Here is a 16,464-nt window from a genome sequence, read left to right as displayed (position 1 = left end):
AAGCAGCAATGCGATGACGGGGGCATGCCTGACGGTCAGTCAGGTGCAGTCCATTCCGTGGTCTGCGGCACCATCATCTACAGCTCTGTTGCTGGTGACATCGGCGTTTGTCACGCCGATTGTCACAAGTGAAGTTGCCGCAAAGCCAAGGGCTATGAGGGCTGCAGCAGTGGTAGAAGCGCCCGTCTCTTTCCAGAGAAAGAGACGAGCGCAGGTTGGCGCAAGATTCGGCCAAGCGAATAGGTTGCTGCTGGGCAGCGAAGTTGGAAGTGTCGTCTGGCGCACGAGGGCCATGATCTGAAGTAGGCATCCATCACCGGGGATGGTGACCGGGCGAGCTGCCGGACGCGAATCGCCATTTGGGGGGGAGAACCACCGCGGGAGCGGCGTGACCTTCAAGGTTCGGGCCACCTGGGTTGCTGTCATCGACAGCGCTTGCACGGCCAGTTCTACGCCTGTGGATAAACCCGGTCAAGGTTCGAAATCAGCTCCACTTTGTGCTTGAAGAACGGTTATCCACCGCTGGCATTCCGTGGTAAACCCTGGACAACTTGGTGGCTTTTAGCTCTTCAAAGTGAGGTCCATCCAAACAGGGCGGCTTTGCAGCCCTGTTTGGATGGACCCGGGTGAAAGAGCAGCCAGCGCCGATCTTGCAGGCTCACCCGCGATTGAACGCGCCATGACCATTTGGTAAGGCGGTGACGTTGTCGCCTACCGGATGGGCAAACTCATGCGGGGTGACGTGGCCCGTTCTGTTGGCATCGATGTAGTTACTCCACCACGCCATGATCAACCGACGCTGCTCCAGAAACTGGGCCTTGTGGATGTACGCAGCGCGCACGCGGTTACGCTCCTGATGGCTCATCTGCCGCTCAATCGCCGCGTCCGTCCACAGCCCTGATTCGAGCAAAGCACTACAAGCCATGGTCCGGAAACCATGGCCGCACACGTCCTTGGTGGTGTCGTAGCCCATATTGCGCAGCACCTGGTTAACCGTGTTCTCCGACAAGGGTTTCCAATACCTGTGGTCACCGGGCAACACGAGTTCAGAGAAGCGATTCAAACTGCGCAGCTGTTCAAGGATCTCGATGACTTGAGGCGACAGCGGCACTATCTGAATGTCCCCACTCATCTTGGTCCCGCGTGTGGAATAGCGGACGCCTTCAATCGGCTTGCGGGTATCGGGGATCTCCCACATCGCCCGTTGCAGGTCGAATTCATCCCACCGTGCAAAGCGCAGTTCGCTGGAGCGCACGAATACATGAAGCGTCAACAGCACTGCGAGCCGCGTCAGTTCGCGACCGGTGTAGTTGTCGATTCGATCTAACAGTTCAGGAAGGCGGTTAAGCGAGAGTGCAGGACGGTGCACCGTACGCGGTGCTTGAATCGAGCCGGCCAGATCGAGCGCCGGATTCTGAGTGATCTGCCGCGCCCGCTTCGCACCCCGCATGATCGTGGAGAGATAGTTCTGCACACGCAGCGCTACATCCATGGTGCCGCGATCCTTGATCCGCTGGGTGACCTCAAGCAGATCATGGGTGTCGAGTTCAGCGATAGGCCGCTGACCAATCAGTGGAAACACATGGGTGCGCAACCTGCTCAGCACCGTCTTGGCATGGCTCTCAGTCCACCGTCGGGACATTTCGACGTGCCACTCCAGGGCAACGGTTTCAAAGAGAAGGCTCGCCCGCTGGGCTGCGATCTTGGCCTTCTGCTTTTCTTCCATCGGATCAAGGTTGTCGAGCAAGAGGGCCTTGGCCTCATCGCGCTTGGTCCTCGCGACGGCCAACGAAACGATGGGGTACTTGCCGATGATCAGCGTGCCTTCCTTGCCGTTGGGTTTGAAATACCGCAGCCGCCAAGTCTTCGAGCCGCTGGGCGTGACGTACAGGTACATGCCCCCGCCGTCGAACAGTTTATAGGCGCGCTCACGCGGTTTGGCCGTGCGGCATTTGAGGTCGCTGAGCGGAGTGGCTAGGCGTGGCATAGGGGTACGTTCTCCATTCAGGAAAGACGCTGTACCCCAAAAATACCCCCGGTTATTGGGGATTTTGTTGGTTCCCGACGGAGGGTCGTGGAAACGAAAAACCGGCCATAAGGCCGGTTTAAAGGGCTTCCAAAGCATTCAGCGGAATGCAGTGGAGCTGGATGTGGTGCCGGAGACAGGAATCGAACCTGCGACCTTCGCGTTACGAGTGCGCTGCTCTACCGACTGAGCTACACCGGCGTGGTGACAACGCTATCACTGCCGACACGCTTACGCAATTGACTGTTTCATAAAGACTATTGGGCCGTGCTGGTGCAGCCCTTGGGCGTGTGGTCGGCGCTGGCGTCGGTGCTGCAGGCCCAGCCCGTGGCGGAACGGTTCAGGGTGAGGGACTTGCCCTGCACCGGGGCCGGGGCATCTCGCAGGGTGCAAACGAGACTGCCGGTGCCGCTGGCAGCCACCGCCGAGGCGCTGATGGTGCAGTTGGCGGTGCTCTCCTGGCCGCCAAGCTGGGTGGCGCTGGTGATGTCCTGGCCCTGGCCGAGACGGATTTCGAAAGCGCTCTTCAACGCACTGATCTCGGCCAGGCCGGCGGTGGTCTTGGTCCGCGCCTGATGGTCGGTGTAGAGAGGCAAGGCGATGGTCAGCAGCAGGCCAATGATGGCCACCACGATCATCAGTTCGATCAAAGTAATACCGCGTTGCACCCGCATGGGCGTACTCCCGTTTCACGATTGCGCAAGTCATTTCGGCCGGTGATACCGACAGGCGCGCCAGTAGGCCCGAACCGACATCTTTTGTCACCTCGCTGAACCGGGTCAGGCGGGATGGCTCGTCTACTCTAGTGCGGGCCAGGCAACGCTGCCGGCTGGAGCTGTAACGGAAATTGTGCTTGCCCAATCGCAACAAGGACGTCGCCACCATCATGAAAACCAGAACCTACAGCTGGCAGGGAGTCGACCGTAACGGCGCCCGGGTCAGCGGCCGCAGTGACGGGCAAAGCCCGGCGCTGGTCAAGGCCATGCTGCACAAACGCGGTATCCGCACCACCCGCATCCGCCATTCGCGACGGCTCGCGGCGCTCAAGCTGTCGCGGGACATCAACGCGGCGCAGCTCACTCAACTCAGCCGCCATCTCGCCACCCTGTTCCAGGCTGGCATTCCCCTGCTCCACGGCCTCGACATCATCGCCGACGGCAGCCGCCACCCGCGGATGCTCCACCTGCTCGACGCCCTCAAGCGCGATATCAGCGCCGGCAACAGCCTGGCCGAGGCACTGCGCAAGCATCCGCGCTACTTCGACACGCTGTACTGCAATCTGGTCGCGGTGGGCGAAGCCTCCGGGCGCCTGGACACACTGCTCGACCAACTGGCGACCTATCAGGAAAAACGCGCCACCCTGCGCGCACGCATGCGCAAGGCAATGATCTATCCGTTGCTGGTGCTGATGGTCGGGCTGGGCGTCTCGAGCCTGCTCCTGTTGCAGGTGGTGCCGCAATTCGAGGTGCTGTTCGCCGGAATGGGCTCGGAGCTGCCGGCCTTCACCCGAATGGTCATCGGCCTGGCGGACTGGCTGTCGGCACATGTGCTCGCCCTGAGCCTGAGTCTGCTGCTGGCGGCCATGGGGGTACGCCAGGCCTTTCGCCACAATCCCCTGTTTCATCTCTGGCTGCTGCGCCTGGGCCACCGCCTGCCGGTGATGGGCACGCTGTTGCGGCATGCGGCGATGGCCCGTTTCGCCCGTACCCTGCATACCTGCTTCGCCGCCGGCATTCCCCTCGCGGAAGCTCTGCTGCCGGTGGCCAGGGCCTGCGGCGATGCCCTGTACGAACAGGCCATACGCCGCCTGCGCCAGGATCTCGGCAACGGCCTGGCATTGAGCACGGCGATGCGCGCCAATCCGCTGTTTCCCAATCTCTGCGTGCAGATGTGCGGCATCGGCGAGACATCCGGCACGCTCGACGATATGCTCAATCGCATCGCCAACCACCACGAACAGGCCATCGACCAGTTGATGGAAAACCTGGCCAGCCTGCTCGAACCGGTCATCGTGCTGGTGCTCGGCCTGCTGGTCGGCAGCCTGGTGATCGCCATGTATCTGCCGATCTTCCAGTTGGGGGATGTGATCTGACCATGAGCCTGTGGGATCTTTTTGCCAGCCAGCCGTCGATCTACCTTGGCAGCGCCCTGCTCCTGGGCCTGCTCGTCGGCAGTTTCCTCAATGTGCTGGTGCACCGCCTGCCCTTGATGATGCAGCGCCGCTGGCAAGAGGAGGCCCGCGAAGTCCTGGCATTGCCGGAGCAACCCGCGGAGGGGCGCTTCGATCTTTTTCTGCCGTCGTCCCATTGTCCGCATTGCCGGCATCCCATCCGCCCGCGAGACAATATCCCGCTGCTCAGCTACCTGCTGCTGCGCGGACGCTGCGGCCATTGCCGGACGCGCATCAGCCCGCGCTATCCGCTGGTGGAACTGGCCGGTGCCGGCGCGGCGCTGTTCGCCGCCTGGCACTTCGGGGTCAGCGCCAGCGCGGCGGGGTTCATGCTGTTGAGCTGGGGACTGCTGGCCCTGAGCCTGATCGATATCGACCATCAACTGCTACCCGATGCGCTGGTCCTGCCCTTGCTGTGGCTGGGCCTGATCGTCAATGCCTTCGGGCTCTTCGTGCCGCTGGACCAGGCCTTGTGGGGCGCGGTCGGCGGCTATCTGATCCTGTGGTCGGTGTACTGGCTGTTTCGCCTGGTCACCGGCAAGGACGGTATGGGCCATGGCGACTTCAAGCTGCTGGCGATGCTCGGCGCCTGGGGTGGCTGGCAGATTCTGCCGTTCACCCTGCTGTTCAGTTCGCTGCTCGGCGCCATCGTCGGCCTGATCCTGCTGCGCGTCAGCGGCAAACAGACCAGTACGCCGATTCCCTTCGGTCCCTATCTGGCGCTCACGGGCTGGATCGCGCTGCTCTGGGGTGGTCAAATACCCACTTCCTATCTGCATTTCGCTGGATCCTGATGACAACGCCTGCTTTCACCCCCTGGATTCTCGGCCTCACCGGAGGCATCGGCAGCGGCAAGAGCGCTGCCGCGCAACGCTTCGTCGAACTGGGTGTGCACCTGGTGGACGCCGATCAGGCCGCACGCTGGGTGGTCGAGCCCGGCCGCCCGGCCCTTGCCAGTATCGTCGAGCGCTTCGGTCCCGGTGTGCTGCTGGATGACGGCCAGTTGAACCGCGCCGCCCTGCGCGCGCTGATCTTCGCCGACGCGGAGCAACGCCGCTGGGTCGAGGCGCTGCTGCACCCGCTGATCGGCCAGGAGATCTTCAGCTATCTGGCCAAGGCCGAGTCGCCCTACGCGGTGTTCGTCTCGCCCTTGATGATCGAGTCCGGTCAGTATCAACGCACCGACCGCCTGCTGGTGATCGATGCGCCGCAGAGCCTGCAGATCGAGCGCACCCTGCTGCGCGACCAGACCGACCCCGAACAAGTCCAGGCCATCCTCAAGGCTCAGGCCAGTCGCGAAGAGCGTCTGCGCCATGCCGACGATGTGCTGGTCAACGATCGCGATATCGCCTGGCTGCACAGCGAGGTCGAACGCCTGCACAACTTCTACCTGACTTTGCGAGGAGGCCGCGAATGAGCCAGCCCGTTACCGTTGATTGCCCAACCTGCGGCGCCCCCGTCGAATGGACCAGCGCCAGCACCTGGCGGCCGTTCTGCTCCGATCGCTGCAAACTGATCGACCTTGGCGCCTGGGCCGCCGAGGAGCACAAGATCCCGGTCGCCCCGGATGCCGAAGACGAACTGTTCTCCGGCGAACTCATCCCGCGCGAGCCGCATTAACGCTCGTCGTCTTTCCACGGGGCCTGCAGATAGCGGGTCCTGTTGAAGGTCTCCAGCCATTCCGGACAGAACACCACCAGCGCGCTGACCACCATGCCGTTGATGAAGGCCTCGGGAAAGATGATCAGCCACAGATAGCCGATGAAGTCCTCCAGCCAGACCGGCATGGCGAAACGCCCGTCCAGCCACAGCACGCCCAGGCTCGCCAGCAGGCACAGCAATGCCGACAGCGCCGCGGCAAAGAAGCCCGAACAGAAGATATACACGAACAGATTGCGCGGCTGCGCCCGCTCGACGAGGATCGCGCAGCATTCGGTGACCAGCACCGGCAGGCCGATCAGCAGCACGCCATTGACCCCCATGGCGGCAAGGTCCTGGCGACCGAGGGCGATCAGGCCGAGTTGCGCAAGCCCCGCACCGAGCACCGCCAGCGGCCAGTCCAGCAACAGGGTCACGGCGGTCATGCCAATGAAGTGGAACGACACCCCCGTATCGAACTCCCGCCTTACCAGCCATAGCGCGAACAACGCGAATACGGTGCCGAAGAACAGGTGCTGACGCCGACTGTCGGTGCACAGTTCGACCCAGGGCGCGCGCGCCGCCGCCCACGCCAGCAGCGGCACGAAGAGCAGCCAGCCAAGGGTCAGGCTGAGATCCGACAACAGGTGCGCGGCAATCACGACAGGTAATCCTTCTTCACGAGGAATCCCTGCAGTCTACACCCCGTCCACCAGCCCGCCCTGCGCTGGCGCAAGCAAAGTCGACCAGAATCAGCCACTTGCTCCCCGAATGTAATGATTGAGCGCTAAGCTTGTTCCCATGGACGACTCAGACTACCTGCGCCTGCTCACGATTCAGGCCGAACAAGCCAATGCGTTCCTGTCCAATGCCCGCAAATGGGAGCGCGAGCGTTGGGTTTGCCAGCGCCTGCTGCAAGGCTTGAACATTCCCTACCACAGCGAGGACTTCACCGCCGCCGGGCAGGAGCCGCCGGACGTACTGTTTCGCGACGCGGCGTTCGAGGTGTTTTTCGTGCTGGACGAAGGGCGCCGCCTGAACGACGAATGGCGCGAGGAACTGCAGCGGCGGCGCAGTGCGTTTTCCCTGGCGCAACTGGTCAGGCGCGAGGCGCGTCCGCGGCGCATCGGCGCGCCGGAACTGTTGCAGCGCCTGGCGCCGACCTTGCGCAAGAAGGCGCACAACTACCGGGAACGTGGGCTGGACCTGGGAGAGCTGGACATCATTGCCTTCGCCAGTCTGAAAAGGGAAACGCTGGATCTGAACAGTCACTTCCCGCCACCCACCGAGTATCTGCGCCAGGGCTGGAGATCGCTGTCGCTGGTCGGACCGACCTTTGCCCGGGTCATCTTCGCCCACCCCGATGCGCCGGAGTTTCTGCGCAGCAATCTGGGGCGCAGCATCGTCTTCGACGTGGGCATCAGCCTCTGACCCCGCGCTCGCTGCCGTCCTGCCAACGCGGGATGGCATAAATCCCCCAGCGGTGATAAAAAGCGCAATCATTCGTGATTGAACCAGGCATTTGCCGGCAGGTACGCCAGTGGCAAACGGCTACAGTGAACGCTGTAGCTTTCCCACAGTCACAAGCGTCTACTTGCCGAGGCCACCATGACCAGCCGCCTGACCCCCGAAGACCAGCGACGTGTCGACCAGTACCTGCAAGCCCCCCACCATCGAGTCGAGCGCAGGCCTTTCCGGCCATGGCTGCTCCTCGCTCTGGTGGTCGGCGTGACCATAGGTCTGGGCCTGTTGAGCCGCCTCCTGAGTATGTTGGTGCTATGAGCTGCCTCGCGCTCGCCCGCTCCGCCCGCCCCGCGCGGCCGGCCACTCAGGACCCGAATTCCGTAAACCTTATGAGATATCCCCATGACTCACCGTATCGTGATTGTCGGCGGCGGCGCCGGCGGCCTGGAACTGGCGACCCGCCTGGGCAAGACCCTGGGTAAGAAGGGCAGCGCCGAGATCACCCTGGTCGACGCCAACCTGACCCATATCTGGAAACCCCTGCTGCACGAAGTGGCCGCCGGCTCGCTGAACTCCTCGGAAGACGAGCTGAACTACGTCGCCCAGGCCAAGTGGAATCACTTCCAGTTCCAGCTCGGCCGCATGAGCGGCCTGGACCGCGCCGGCAAGCAGATCCAACTGGCCGCCACCCTCGACGAAGAGGGCCGTGAGCTGCTGCCCGCGCGCACCCTGGGCTACGACACCCTGGTCATCGCCGTCGGCAGCAACACCAACGACTTCGGCACCCTGGGCGCGGCGCAGCACTGCCTGTTCCTCGACACCCGCAAGCAGGCCGAGCGCTTCCACCAGCAACTGCTCAACCACTACCTGCGCGCCCATGCCGGCGACCAGGCCAAGGAAAAGATCAGCGTCGCCATCGTCGGCGCCGGTGCCACCGGTGTCGAACTGGCCGCCGAACTGCATCACGCGGCCCATGAACTGGCGGCCTACGGTCTGGACCGGATCAAACCGGAAGACATGCACATCACCCTCATCGAGGCGGGTCCGCGGGTCCTGCCAGCGCTGCCGGAGCGTATCAGCGTGCCGGTACACAAGACCCTGGAGAAACTCGGGGTGAAGGTGATGACCAACGCGGCGGTCAGTGAAGTCTCCGCCGACAGCCTGAAGACCGCCAACGGCGATGTCATCGAGGCTGGTCTGAAGGTCTGGGCCGCGGGTATTCGGGCGCCAGCATTCCTCAAGGATATCGACGGGCTGGAAACCAACAGAATCAACCAGCTGGTGGTACGTCCTACACTGCAGACCACTCTGGACGACAATATTTTCGCCTTCGGTGACTGCGCTGCCTGCCCGCAACCGGGCACCGACCGCAACGTGCCACCCCGGGCCCAGGCCGCGCACCAGCAGGCTTCGCTGCTGGCGAAGAGCCTCAAGGCGCGTCTGGAAGGCAAGCCACTGGCAAGCTACGCCTACCGTGATTACGGCTCGCTGGTTTCGCTGTCGCGCTTCTCGGCGGTGGGCAACCTGATGGGCAACCTGACCGGCAGTGTCATGCTCGAAGGCTGGATGGCGCGGATGTTCTACGTGTCGCTGTACCGCATGCACCAGATGGCGTTGTATGGCACCTTCCGCACCCTGATGCTGATGATCGGCAGCCGCATCGGACGTGGCACGGAACCACGCCTGAAACTGCATTGATGTAAACCGGTCGGGGCCGCTGTGCGGCCCCGACTGCTTGTATCAATGGTGGGCGTCACCCGCCTTGCCATCCAGCGAAATCCGCACGTTCTGCATCATTCCCTGGTCCTCGTGGTCAAGGATGTGGCAGTGCAGCACGAACTCACCGATGTAGCGCTGGTAACGGGTCTTCACGTAGACGGTGTAGTACTTTTTGCTGTCCTTGTTCAGCGGTTTGACGAACAAGGTGTCCTTCCACACGCCCTGAAGACCGGCGTACTGCGTATCGCCATCCACGGGGTCCTTGGCGCCCGGCGCACTCAGGTCGGTACCGTCCGGCCCGATGATCTTCTCGATCTGGAACGGGTTGACGTGGATATGGAACGGATGCCCGGCCACCGCCGATTGCAGCACCCAACGCTGCGTGTCACCCAGTTTCAGCTCACGCTGGACCTGTGCCGGGTCGTAAGGCGCGGCATTGTCGGCAGTGGTACCCACGGCGAACTGGGTCTGGCCGTCCTTCTGGAAGATGTTGAACACCAGACGCTGTTCTTCCCCGACCAACTCGCCGTCCTCGATGGTACGGTGGGGAACGAAGCTGGCCAGCGACATGTCTTTCTGCAGATCAGCGACCACTTTGTCGCGAACGCTACCTTCCGGCATGTTCACCTTCGCTGCGGCGACCAGCGTATCGCGGATGTAGTTGTCGCGATTGGTCACCGGCTGTCCGCCTTCGGCATCGACGAAACCGAGCAACTGGTGATCGTTGCTGAGCTGGGTCACACCACCACTAGGCGGTTCGGCGAGGTCAAGCACGCAATAGCGGCCTTTTTCCGGGAACGCCACCAGCAGATCGTTGCGATACCCCGGTTGCAGGGTCAGTTGATCCTTGTGCTGCGCCTTGGCGTAGGTCAGGCCGTCGGCTGCGATCACTTCATAGGGCAGCGCAGTGCCGCTGCAGTTCTGTGCGATGAAGTCCGCCGCCTTGGCCGCCGCCACACCCTTGATGCTCTGCTGGACGGCACTGTCCTTGAGTTTGACGAAGCGCAGATTGACGGTGTCGCGAACACCGGCATGCACGACGCGCCAGCGCTGGACTTCGCCGGTACGGGCTTCGAAGGTCGGCTGCACCTGGCCGTTGACGCTGGTGTAACGGCCGGAGGTTGCCCAGTCACCCGGTCCGAACTGGTCGTAGGACTCCACCACACCGACCTCGCCCTTGTTGCAGCTCCAGTCGACGACGTCCTCGCCCTTGTCGTTCTTTTTCTTCTTGATCGGACCATGACCCGCGGCACCGACACAGGCGTAGGGGATCTGCTGCAGAACCAGCAGGCGCTCGATGAAGTCCTGACCGGCAATCGGCTTGAGCAGCGTATCGATGTCGCCGTTGGACGCGTCAGTCGGCAAGCGATCGCCGCGGATGATCAGGGCGCCGGCCATGCCGCTGCCCACCTGCAACGCGGTGGAACCATGCAGGTGCGGGTGGTACCAGAACGTACCGGCCGGGTGATCGGAGGGAATGTTGTATTCGTACTGGAATTTCTGCTGTGGCTTGATCTTCAGCAGCACGTTGTCGCTGTTGCCCGTCGGGCTGACCCACAACCCATGGGAATGCAGGTTGGTGCCGTTGAAACAATGCGGGGTGTTGACCGGCAGGCCGCTGACCTGGCAGCTCGGGTCTGTCGGCAGGCGGTTGTCGAGATTGATCCGCACGGTATCGCCCGGCGTGACCTCGATGGTCGGCGCGACGAAGGGGGTGCGCGGATCGACGTCGGTACCGTGGTAGCTGCGCAGATAGACCGGCACCTGCTGCTGGGTGGCCGGATCGTAGATGAAGTTGTTGGTGTACTCGATGGTCAGGTCCAGCAGCCGCTCATGACCCGCGTGCGGATTGAGCACCGCATTGGCCGGCGCCGTGGATTTCATCAACAGGGTGCCGCGAGCCTCCTTGAGGGTCGGCGCAAGCTGCTGGATGGAAGGCGGGTTGCTGAACGTCCTGGCCTGCTCGTCCGCCTGGACCGTAGCGGCGGCGCACATCAGTGCCAGTGCGCTCAGGCAGAATGGCCGGTGTCGGTGAAGTCCTGTCATGCCGATTGCTCCTGCATCATTTCGTCGGGAAACGAAGGTGAAGCGGACATGGGCAGGCTCCCCCGCCTGTCATGGCCGCTATTGGCGCAGGGGAAAGCGCGAGTCATGGACCCGGGCCGGAGAATGCTGTGGCTAAGTGCTATCCCTGCGCAGCCAACCCTAGTGAAAACAGGGGCTAGAGCGCAACAGAAAAAGATCGAGGCACAAACGAAAAAGGGCACCCTTGTGAGGTGCCCTTCTTCTGAAGATGGTCGGGGTAAGGGGATTCGAACTCCTGACATCCTGCTCCCAAAGCAGGCGCGCTACCGGACTGCGCTATACCCCGGTAAAAAAAAGGCACCCATAAGGCGCCTTTTTCATTGGCTGGGCGCTAATGGCGTTCCAGCCTTTTAAGATTCGATTCCAGCGAACCGGATTCGAAAATGGTGGGTCGTGTAGGATTCGAACCTACGACCAATTGGTTAAAAGCCAACTGCTCTACCAACTGAGCTAACGACCCAAAAATGGTCGGGGTAAGGGGATTCGAACTCCTGACATCCTGCTCCCAAAGCAGGCGCGCTACCGGACTGCGCTATACCCCGGCTTGAAATTTGGCTCCGCGACCTGGACTCGAACCAGGGACCCAATGATTAACAGTCATTTGCTCTACCGACTGAGCTATCGCGGAACTATCAATTTCAGTACTGCAATTTCGAACGCTGTATCACTACCGCTTCGAACCCTTCGACCTTGTGCATCGCTGCGTTCATGTCTCTGAGGCGCGTCATTCTACAACCTTCAAAACCTTTGTCAACCCCAAATTTGCATTCAACTTACTGATTTGCAACTTGTTTTCAGATTTCCCAAAACTGCTGGAAAACCGGGATGACCTACAGCGGGGCGCACTTTACAAGCACTCGAAAGAAAATGCAAAGAAAAAAGGCCTCGAATTTCGAGGCCTTATCTCCAGACCGCGAAAACTCAGGCGAAGACGATCTCCTCGCCCTCTACTTTCGCGGTGATCGAGGTGCCCGGCAGGAAGCGACCAGCCAGGATCAACTGCGCCAGCGGGTTCTCGATCCAGCGCTGGATCGCCCGTTTCAGCGGCCGCGCACCGTAGACCGGGTCGTAGCCGACAGCGATCAGCTTGTCGAGTGCCTCCGGGCTCAGCTCCAGACTCAGCTCGCGCTCGGCCAGACGGCTGCGCAGGCGGCCGAGCTGGATCTGCGTGATGCCGGCGATCTGCTCGCGGCCCAGCGGCTCGAACACCACCACTTCGTCGATCCGGTTGATGAACTCCGGCCGGAAGTGCGCGCCCACCGCGTCCATGACCGCGGCACGCTGCGCCTCACGGTCGCCCACCAGGTCCTGGATCTGCGCCGAACCGAGGTTGGAGGTCATGACGATCACGGTATTGCGGAAATCCACCGTGCGTCCGTGGCTGTCGGTCAAGCGGCCGTCCTCCAGCACCTGCAGCAGCACGTTGAACACATCCGGATGAGCCTTCTCCACCTCGTCCAGCAGCACCACCGAGTACGGCTTGCGACGAACGGCCTCGGTCAGGTAGCCACCTTCTTCATAACCGACATAGCCTGGTGGAGCACCGATCAGCCGCGCCACGGAGTGTTTCTCCATGAACTCGGACATATCGATGCGCACCATCGCTTCCTCGGTGTCGAACAGGAACTCCGCCAGCGCCTTGCACAGCTCGGTCTTGCCGACACCGGTCGGACCGAGGAAGAGGAACGAGCCGCTTGGGCGGTTCGGGTCGGACAGCCCGGCACGGGAACGCCGTACCGCGTTGGCCACGGCCACTACCGCCTCGTCCTGGCCGATCACCCGCTCGTGCAGCAGGTTTTCCATCTTCAGCAGTTTTTCCCGCTCGCCCTCGAGCATCTTCGAAACCGGAATACCGGTCCACTTGGACACCACCTCGGCGATTTCTTCCTCGGTGACCTTGTTGCGCAGCAACTGGTTTTCCGACTTGCCGTGCTGGTCGACCATCTGCAGGCTGCGCTCCAGGTCCGGGATCACCCCGTACTGCAACTCGGCCATGCGGCTCAGATCGCCCTTGCGACGGGCGGACTCCAGCTCCTGGCGCGCCTGCTCGATCTTCTGCTGAATCTGCGCCGAGCCCTGCACTTCGGCCTTCTCCGAGGTCCAGACCTCTTCCAGGTCGGCGTACTCGCGCTCAAGCCGGGCGATTTCCTCGGTGAGCTTCTCCAGACGCTTGATCGCCGCCTCGTCGTCCTCTTTCTTCAAGGCCTGGGATTCGACCTTGAGCTGAATCAGACGGCGCTCCAGACGATCCAGCACTTCAGGCTTGGAGTCGATCTCCATGCGGATGCGGCTGGCGGCTTCGTCGATCAGGTCGATGGCCTTGTCCGGCAGTTGCCGATCGGTGATGTAGCGATGACTGAGCTTGGCCGCGGCAATGATCGCACCGTCGGTGATCGCCACCTTGTGGTGCACTTCATAGCGTTCTTTCAGGCCGCGGAGGATGGCGATGGTGTCTTCCTCGCTCGGCTCTTCCACCAACACTTTCTGGAAACGCCGCTCCAGGGCCGCGTCCTTTTCGATGTACTGGCGGTATTCGTTCAGCGTGGTGGCCCCCACGCAATGCAGCTCGCCGCGGGCCAGGGCCGGCTTGAGCATGTTGCCGGCATCCATCGAGCCCTCGCCCTTGCCGGCACCGACCATGGTGTGCAGTTCGTCGATGAACAGGATGATCTGGCCTTCCTGCTTCGACAGTTCGTTGAGCAGCGCCTTGAGCCGCTCCTCGAATTCACCGCGGAACTTGGCGCCGGCGATCAGCGCGCCCATGTCCAGGGACAGCAGACGCTTGCCTTTCAGGCCGTCCGGCACTTCACCATTGATGATGCGCTGGGCCAGGCCTTCGGCGATGGCGGTCTTGCCGACGCCCGGCTCGCCGATCAGTACCGGGTTGTTCTTGGTACGGCGTTGCAGGACCTGCACGGTGCGGCGGATCTCGTCGTCACGGCCGATCACCGGATCGAGCTTGCCTTCCTCGGCACGCTTGGTCAGGTCGATGGTGTACTTGTCCAGGGCCTGACGCGATTCCTCGGCGTTGGGGTCGTTCACCGCCTCACCGCCACGCAGGTTGGCGATGGCGTTCTCCAGGGCTTTCTTGCTCACGCCCTGTCCGAGCAGGAGCTTGCCCAGCTTGCTGTTCTCGTCCATGGCGGCGAGCAGCACCAGTTCGCTGGAAATGAACTGGTCGCCCTTCTGCTGGGCCAGGCGGTCGGCCTGGTTGAGCAGGCGCGCCAGGTCCTGCGACATGTTGACGTCGCCCGTGGGGTTCTGGATTTTCGGCAGTTGATCGAGCTCTTTGCTCAGCGCCGCGCGCAGGCTGGGAACATCGAAGCCCACCTGCATCAGCAGCGGTTTGATCGAACCGCCTTGTTGGTCAATCAGCGCCTGCAACAAGTGCGCAGGCTCGATGGCCGGATGATCCATACCCACGGCCAGGGATTGGGAATCGGATAGCGCCAGCTGAAGTTTGCTGGTCAAACGGTCTATACGCATGAGTTACCTTCCTTTAAAGGGCAGGCCGGAGCGATGGACACACCTGATGAAGAAAAGCCTGCCTGAGATACCACAATAGATGTGGATCATTCTGGAAGATTCAAGCGTAGCCGGGTTGATTCAGGTCAGCGGGGGGCAAGCCAGATCAGCGAGGCGAAGCGGCCGGTGGTGGCGGCTCGGCGATAGGAGAAGAAGCGTGGGTCGGTGACGGTGCAGTAACCGCCACCGTATACGGCGTTGACGCCACGGGCCGCGAGACGGATACGGGCCAGGGCATAGATGTCGGCGATGAACTTGCCCGGCTGCGCGCCCGGTACGAAGGCGGCGTCGGCCTGCGGGTGAACCGCGATGAACGCCTCGCGCACCTCGGCCCCGACTTCGAACGCCTGCGGGCCGATGGCCGGGCCGAGCCAGACCAGTACTTCGGCCGGATCCAGCGCCAGGGAATCGAGGGTCGCCTCCAGCACGCCGCCAACCAGTCCGCGCCAGCCAGCATGGGCCGCGGCGACGCGGGTACCGGCGCGGTCGCAGAACAGTGCCGGCAGGCAATCGGCGGTCATCACCGTGCAGGCGATGCCCGGGGTGTCGGTCCAACTGGCGTCCGCTTCGGCGATCACCTGGGGATCGGCGTAAGCCACTGCCAGGCCGTGCACCTGCTTGAGCCAGGCCGGGCGCGCGGCGCATTCAGCAGTCAGGCGCCGACGGTTCTCGGCGACCGCATCCGGCGCATCGCCGACATGGTCACCGAGGTTGAACGTCTCGTAGGGAGACTGGCTGACCCCACCCGCCCGCGTGGTCACGCAGGCACGTACTCCGGCCGGCGCGGGCCAGTTCGGCAGCAGCAGGCTGGGGCTCAGGTCGCTCATCCGATGAAGGCCTCGCGGTCCTGCTTGAGCAGGGACAGCAGCCAGACGAAGTCGTCCGGCAGCGGCGATTGCCATTTCATGCGTTCCCCGGTCACCGGGTGCTCCAGCTCCAGGAAACGCGCGTGCAGAGCCTGACGCGGGAAGGTCTTGACCGCCTCGACCATGGTCGGGCTGGCCGCCGGCGGAATGCGGAAACGCCCGCCATAGACCGGATCGCCGACCAGCGGGAAATTGACGTGAGCCATGTGCACGCGAATCTGGTGGGTACGCCCGGTTTCCAGCTTGACCCGCACATGGGTATGGGAACGGAAGCGCTCCAGCACCCGGTAGTGGCTGACCGCCGGCTTGCCGCCCTCGGTCACCGCCATGCGCTGGCGCTGGCCGCCATGCCGACCGATGGGCGCGTCGATCTTGCCGCCCGCGGTCACCACGCCGACCACGATGCATTCATAGATGCGACTGACGCTGCGGCTCTGCAACTGGGTGACCAGGCTGGTCTGCGCCTGCAGGGTCTTGGCTACCACCATCAGCCCGGTGGTGTCCTTGTCGAGACGGTGGACGATGCCCGCGCGCGGCACGTTGACGATGTCCGGCACATGGTGCAGCAGCGCATTGAGCAGCGTGCCGTCGGCATGCCCCGCCGCCGGGTGGACCACCAGACCGGCGGGTTTGTTGATCACCAGGATCTGGTCGTCTTCGTAGACGATATCCAGTTCGATCGCCTGCGCGACCCATTCGCCCTGGGCCTCCTGCTCGGCCTGCAGGGCCAGCACGGAACCGTTGTGGACGATATCGCGCGGCCGCATGACGTTGCCGTCGACGGTCAGCCGGCCTTCTTTGATCCAGGCGGACAGGCGCGAGCGCGAATGCTCGGCGAACAATTGGGCGGCGACCTGGTCGAGGCGTTGACCGCCCAATTCGGACGGCACCTCTGCGCTAAGTTGAATGATCTCGGACATGCTCTGACAAGGCGACGGCACAGCCTTTGGTTTCGGCTGCGCGCTTGTGGT

At 62.8% G+C, this 16,464-nt stretch carries 14 protein-coding genes and 5 tRNA genes; 7 read left to right on the top strand and 12 right to left on the bottom strand.

The features are described from left to right. Positions 1-658: 658 nt before the first annotated feature. The 3 genes from CHB99_RS00185 to CHB99_RS00175 all read right to left on the bottom strand — a co-directional run bounded on the left by CHB99_RS00185 (position 659) and on the right by CHB99_RS00175 (position 2,700). Complete coding sequence (locus tag CHB99_RS00185) at positions 659-1,987, bottom strand: tyrosine-type recombinase/integrase (RefSeq protein WP_042127461.1); 1,329 nt, start codon at positions 1,985-1,987, stop codon at positions 659-661. A gap of 164 nt (positions 1,988-2,151) precedes the next feature. Then, positions 2,152-2,227: transfer RNA gene (locus tag CHB99_RS00180), tRNA-Thr, on the bottom strand. A 56-nt stretch (positions 2,228-2,283) separates the two neighbouring features. After that, the gene (locus CHB99_RS00175) at positions 2,284-2,700 is read right to left on the bottom strand and encodes a pilin (protein WP_042127459.1); all 417 of its coding nucleotides are present in this window, start codon (positions 2,698-2,700) and stop codon (positions 2,284-2,286) included. Between the two features lie 212 nt (positions 2,701-2,912). Between CHB99_RS00175 and CHB99_RS00170 the strand changes: the two genes are divergently transcribed. From CHB99_RS00170 to yacG, 4 genes are read left to right on the top strand one after another with little or no spacing between them, the layout of a single operon-like run. Then, positions 2,913-4,118 (top strand): type II secretion system F family protein, encoded by a 1,206-nt coding sequence (locus CHB99_RS00170; RefSeq protein ID WP_042127482.1) that lies wholly within the window; start codon positions 2,913-2,915, stop codon positions 4,116-4,118. A gap of 2 nt (positions 4,119-4,120) precedes the next feature. Continuing rightward, positions 4,121-4,990, top strand: coding sequence for a prepilin peptidase (locus CHB99_RS00165; protein WP_042127457.1), 870 nt, complete (start codon positions 4,121-4,123; stop codon positions 4,988-4,990). Then, entirely contained in the window at positions 4,990-5,613 is a 624-nt protein-coding gene (coaE, locus tag CHB99_RS00160) for a dephospho-CoA kinase (RefSeq protein WP_042127456.1), read from the top strand. The genes CHB99_RS00165 and coaE overlap by 1 nt, the downstream gene beginning before the upstream one ends. Beyond that, positions 5,610-5,816, top strand: coding sequence for a DNA gyrase inhibitor YacG (yacG, locus tag CHB99_RS00155; RefSeq protein WP_042127454.1), 207 nt, complete (start codon positions 5,610-5,612; stop codon positions 5,814-5,816). Before coaE ends, yacG begins: the two co-directional genes overlap by 4 nt. Here the strand turns inward: yacG and CHB99_RS00150 are convergent. Beyond that, positions 5,813-6,496 (bottom strand): energy-coupling factor ABC transporter permease, encoded by a 684-nt coding sequence (locus tag CHB99_RS00150; RefSeq protein WP_042127453.1) that lies wholly within the window; start codon positions 6,494-6,496, stop codon positions 5,813-5,815. The two genes, yacG and CHB99_RS00150, sit on opposite strands and share 4 nt — an antisense overlap. A gap of 139 nt (positions 6,497-6,635) precedes the next feature. On the opposite strand from CHB99_RS00150, the gene CHB99_RS00145 reads away from it, so the two are divergent. The 3 genes from CHB99_RS00145 (at position 6,636) to CHB99_RS00135 (ending at position 8,996) form a co-directional block, all read left to right on the top strand. After that, positions 6,636-7,265 carry a DUF1780 domain-containing protein gene (locus tag CHB99_RS00145; protein ID WP_042127451.1) on the top strand — a complete coding sequence of 210 codons (630 nt, stop codon included), beginning with the start codon at positions 6,636-6,638 and terminating at the stop codon, positions 7,263-7,265. 177 nt (positions 7,266-7,442) lie between these two features. Further along, a complete protein-coding gene (locus tag CHB99_RS00140) occupies positions 7,443-7,616 on the top strand; it encodes a DUF3094 family protein (protein ID WP_042127450.1) in 174 nt (57 codons plus the stop codon). An 84-nt stretch (positions 7,617-7,700) separates the two neighbouring features. Beyond that, a complete protein-coding gene (locus tag CHB99_RS00135; protein WP_042127448.1) occupies positions 7,701-8,996 on the top strand; it encodes an NAD(P)/FAD-dependent oxidoreductase in 1,296 nt (431 codons plus the stop codon). A gap of 42 nt (positions 8,997-9,038) precedes the next feature. Here the strand turns inward: CHB99_RS00135 and CHB99_RS00130 are convergent, their stop codons facing one another. The 8 genes from CHB99_RS00130 to rluD form a co-directional block, all read right to left on the bottom strand. Continuing rightward, a complete protein-coding gene (locus CHB99_RS00130; RefSeq protein WP_042127446.1) occupies positions 9,039-11,063 on the bottom strand; it encodes a multicopper oxidase family protein in 2,025 nt (674 codons plus the stop codon). A gap of 248 nt (positions 11,064-11,311) precedes the next feature. Next, positions 11,312-11,388: transfer RNA gene (locus tag CHB99_RS00125), tRNA-Pro, on the bottom strand. 98 nt (positions 11,389-11,486) lie between these two features. Beyond that, positions 11,487-11,562 (bottom strand) — tRNA-Lys (locus tag CHB99_RS00120). 5 nt (positions 11,563-11,567) lie between these two features. Then, a tRNA-Pro gene (locus CHB99_RS00115) sits at positions 11,568-11,644 on the bottom strand. Between the two features lie 10 nt (positions 11,645-11,654). Next, positions 11,655-11,730: transfer RNA gene (locus tag CHB99_RS00110), tRNA-Asn, on the bottom strand. Between the two features lie 293 nt (positions 11,731-12,023). After that, complete coding sequence (gene clpB / locus CHB99_RS00105) at positions 12,024-14,588, bottom strand: ATP-dependent chaperone ClpB (protein ID WP_042127444.1); 2,565 nt, start codon at positions 14,586-14,588, stop codon at positions 12,024-12,026. Positions 14,589-14,713: 125 nt separating this feature from the next. Continuing rightward, positions 14,714-15,454, bottom strand: coding sequence for a peptidoglycan editing factor PgeF (gene pgeF / locus CHB99_RS00100; protein ID WP_042127442.1), 741 nt, complete (start codon positions 15,452-15,454; stop codon positions 14,714-14,716). After that, positions 15,451-16,413 (bottom strand): 23S rRNA pseudouridine(1911/1915/1917) synthase RluD, encoded by a 963-nt coding sequence (gene rluD, locus CHB99_RS00095; RefSeq protein ID WP_042127440.1) that lies wholly within the window; start codon positions 16,411-16,413, stop codon positions 15,451-15,453. The genes pgeF and rluD overlap by 4 nt, the downstream gene beginning before the upstream one ends. Positions 16,414-16,464: the final 51 nt, after the last annotated feature.

This window comes from Pseudomonas japonica, from assembly GCF_900188455.1.
In the GTDB taxonomy this organism is placed as follows: domain Bacteria; phylum Pseudomonadota; class Gammaproteobacteria; order Pseudomonadales; family Pseudomonadaceae; genus Aquipseudomonas; species Aquipseudomonas japonica.
This window is presented reverse-complemented; position numbering and strand designations above follow the sequence as displayed.

Coding starts and splice junctions, on each gene's coding strand:
- CHB99_RS00165 (WP_042127457.1), top strand. CDS start 4,121: ATGAGCCTGTGGGATCTTTTTGCCAGCCAGCCGTCGATCTACCTTGGC.
- CHB99_RS00185 (WP_042127461.1), bottom strand. CDS start 1,987: ATGCCACGCCTAGCCACTCCGCTCAGCGACCTCAAATGCCGCACGGCC.
- CHB99_RS00170 (WP_042127482.1), top strand. CDS start 2,913: ATGAAAACCAGAACCTACAGCTGGCAGGGAGTCGACCGTAACGGCGCC.
- CHB99_RS00175 (WP_042127459.1), bottom strand. CDS start 2,700: ATGCGGGTGCAACGCGGTATTACTTTGATCGAACTGATGATCGTGGTG.
- clpB (WP_042127444.1), bottom strand. CDS start 14,588: ATGCGTATAGACCGTTTGACCAGCAAACTTCAGCTGGCGCTATCCGAT.
- CHB99_RS00140 (WP_042127450.1), top strand. CDS start 7,443: ATGACCAGCCGCCTGACCCCCGAAGACCAGCGACGTGTCGACCAGTAC.
- rluD (WP_042127440.1), bottom strand. CDS start 16,413: ATGTCCGAGATCATTCAACTTAGCGCAGAGGTGCCGTCCGAATTGGGC.
- CHB99_RS00145 (WP_042127451.1), top strand. CDS start 6,636: ATGGACGACTCAGACTACCTGCGCCTGCTCACGATTCAGGCCGAACAA.
- CHB99_RS00135 (WP_042127448.1), top strand. CDS start 7,701: ATGACTCACCGTATCGTGATTGTCGGCGGCGGCGCCGGCGGCCTGGAA.
- coaE (WP_042127456.1), top strand. CDS start 4,990: ATGACAACGCCTGCTTTCACCCCCTGGATTCTCGGCCTCACCGGAGGC.
- yacG (WP_042127454.1), top strand. CDS start 5,610: ATGAGCCAGCCCGTTACCGTTGATTGCCCAACCTGCGGCGCCCCCGTC.
- CHB99_RS00130 (WP_042127446.1), bottom strand. CDS start 11,063: ATGACAGGACTTCACCGACACCGGCCATTCTGCCTGAGCGCACTGGCA.
- pgeF (WP_042127442.1), bottom strand. CDS start 15,454: ATGAGCGACCTGAGCCCCAGCCTGCTGCTGCCGAACTGGCCCGCGCCG.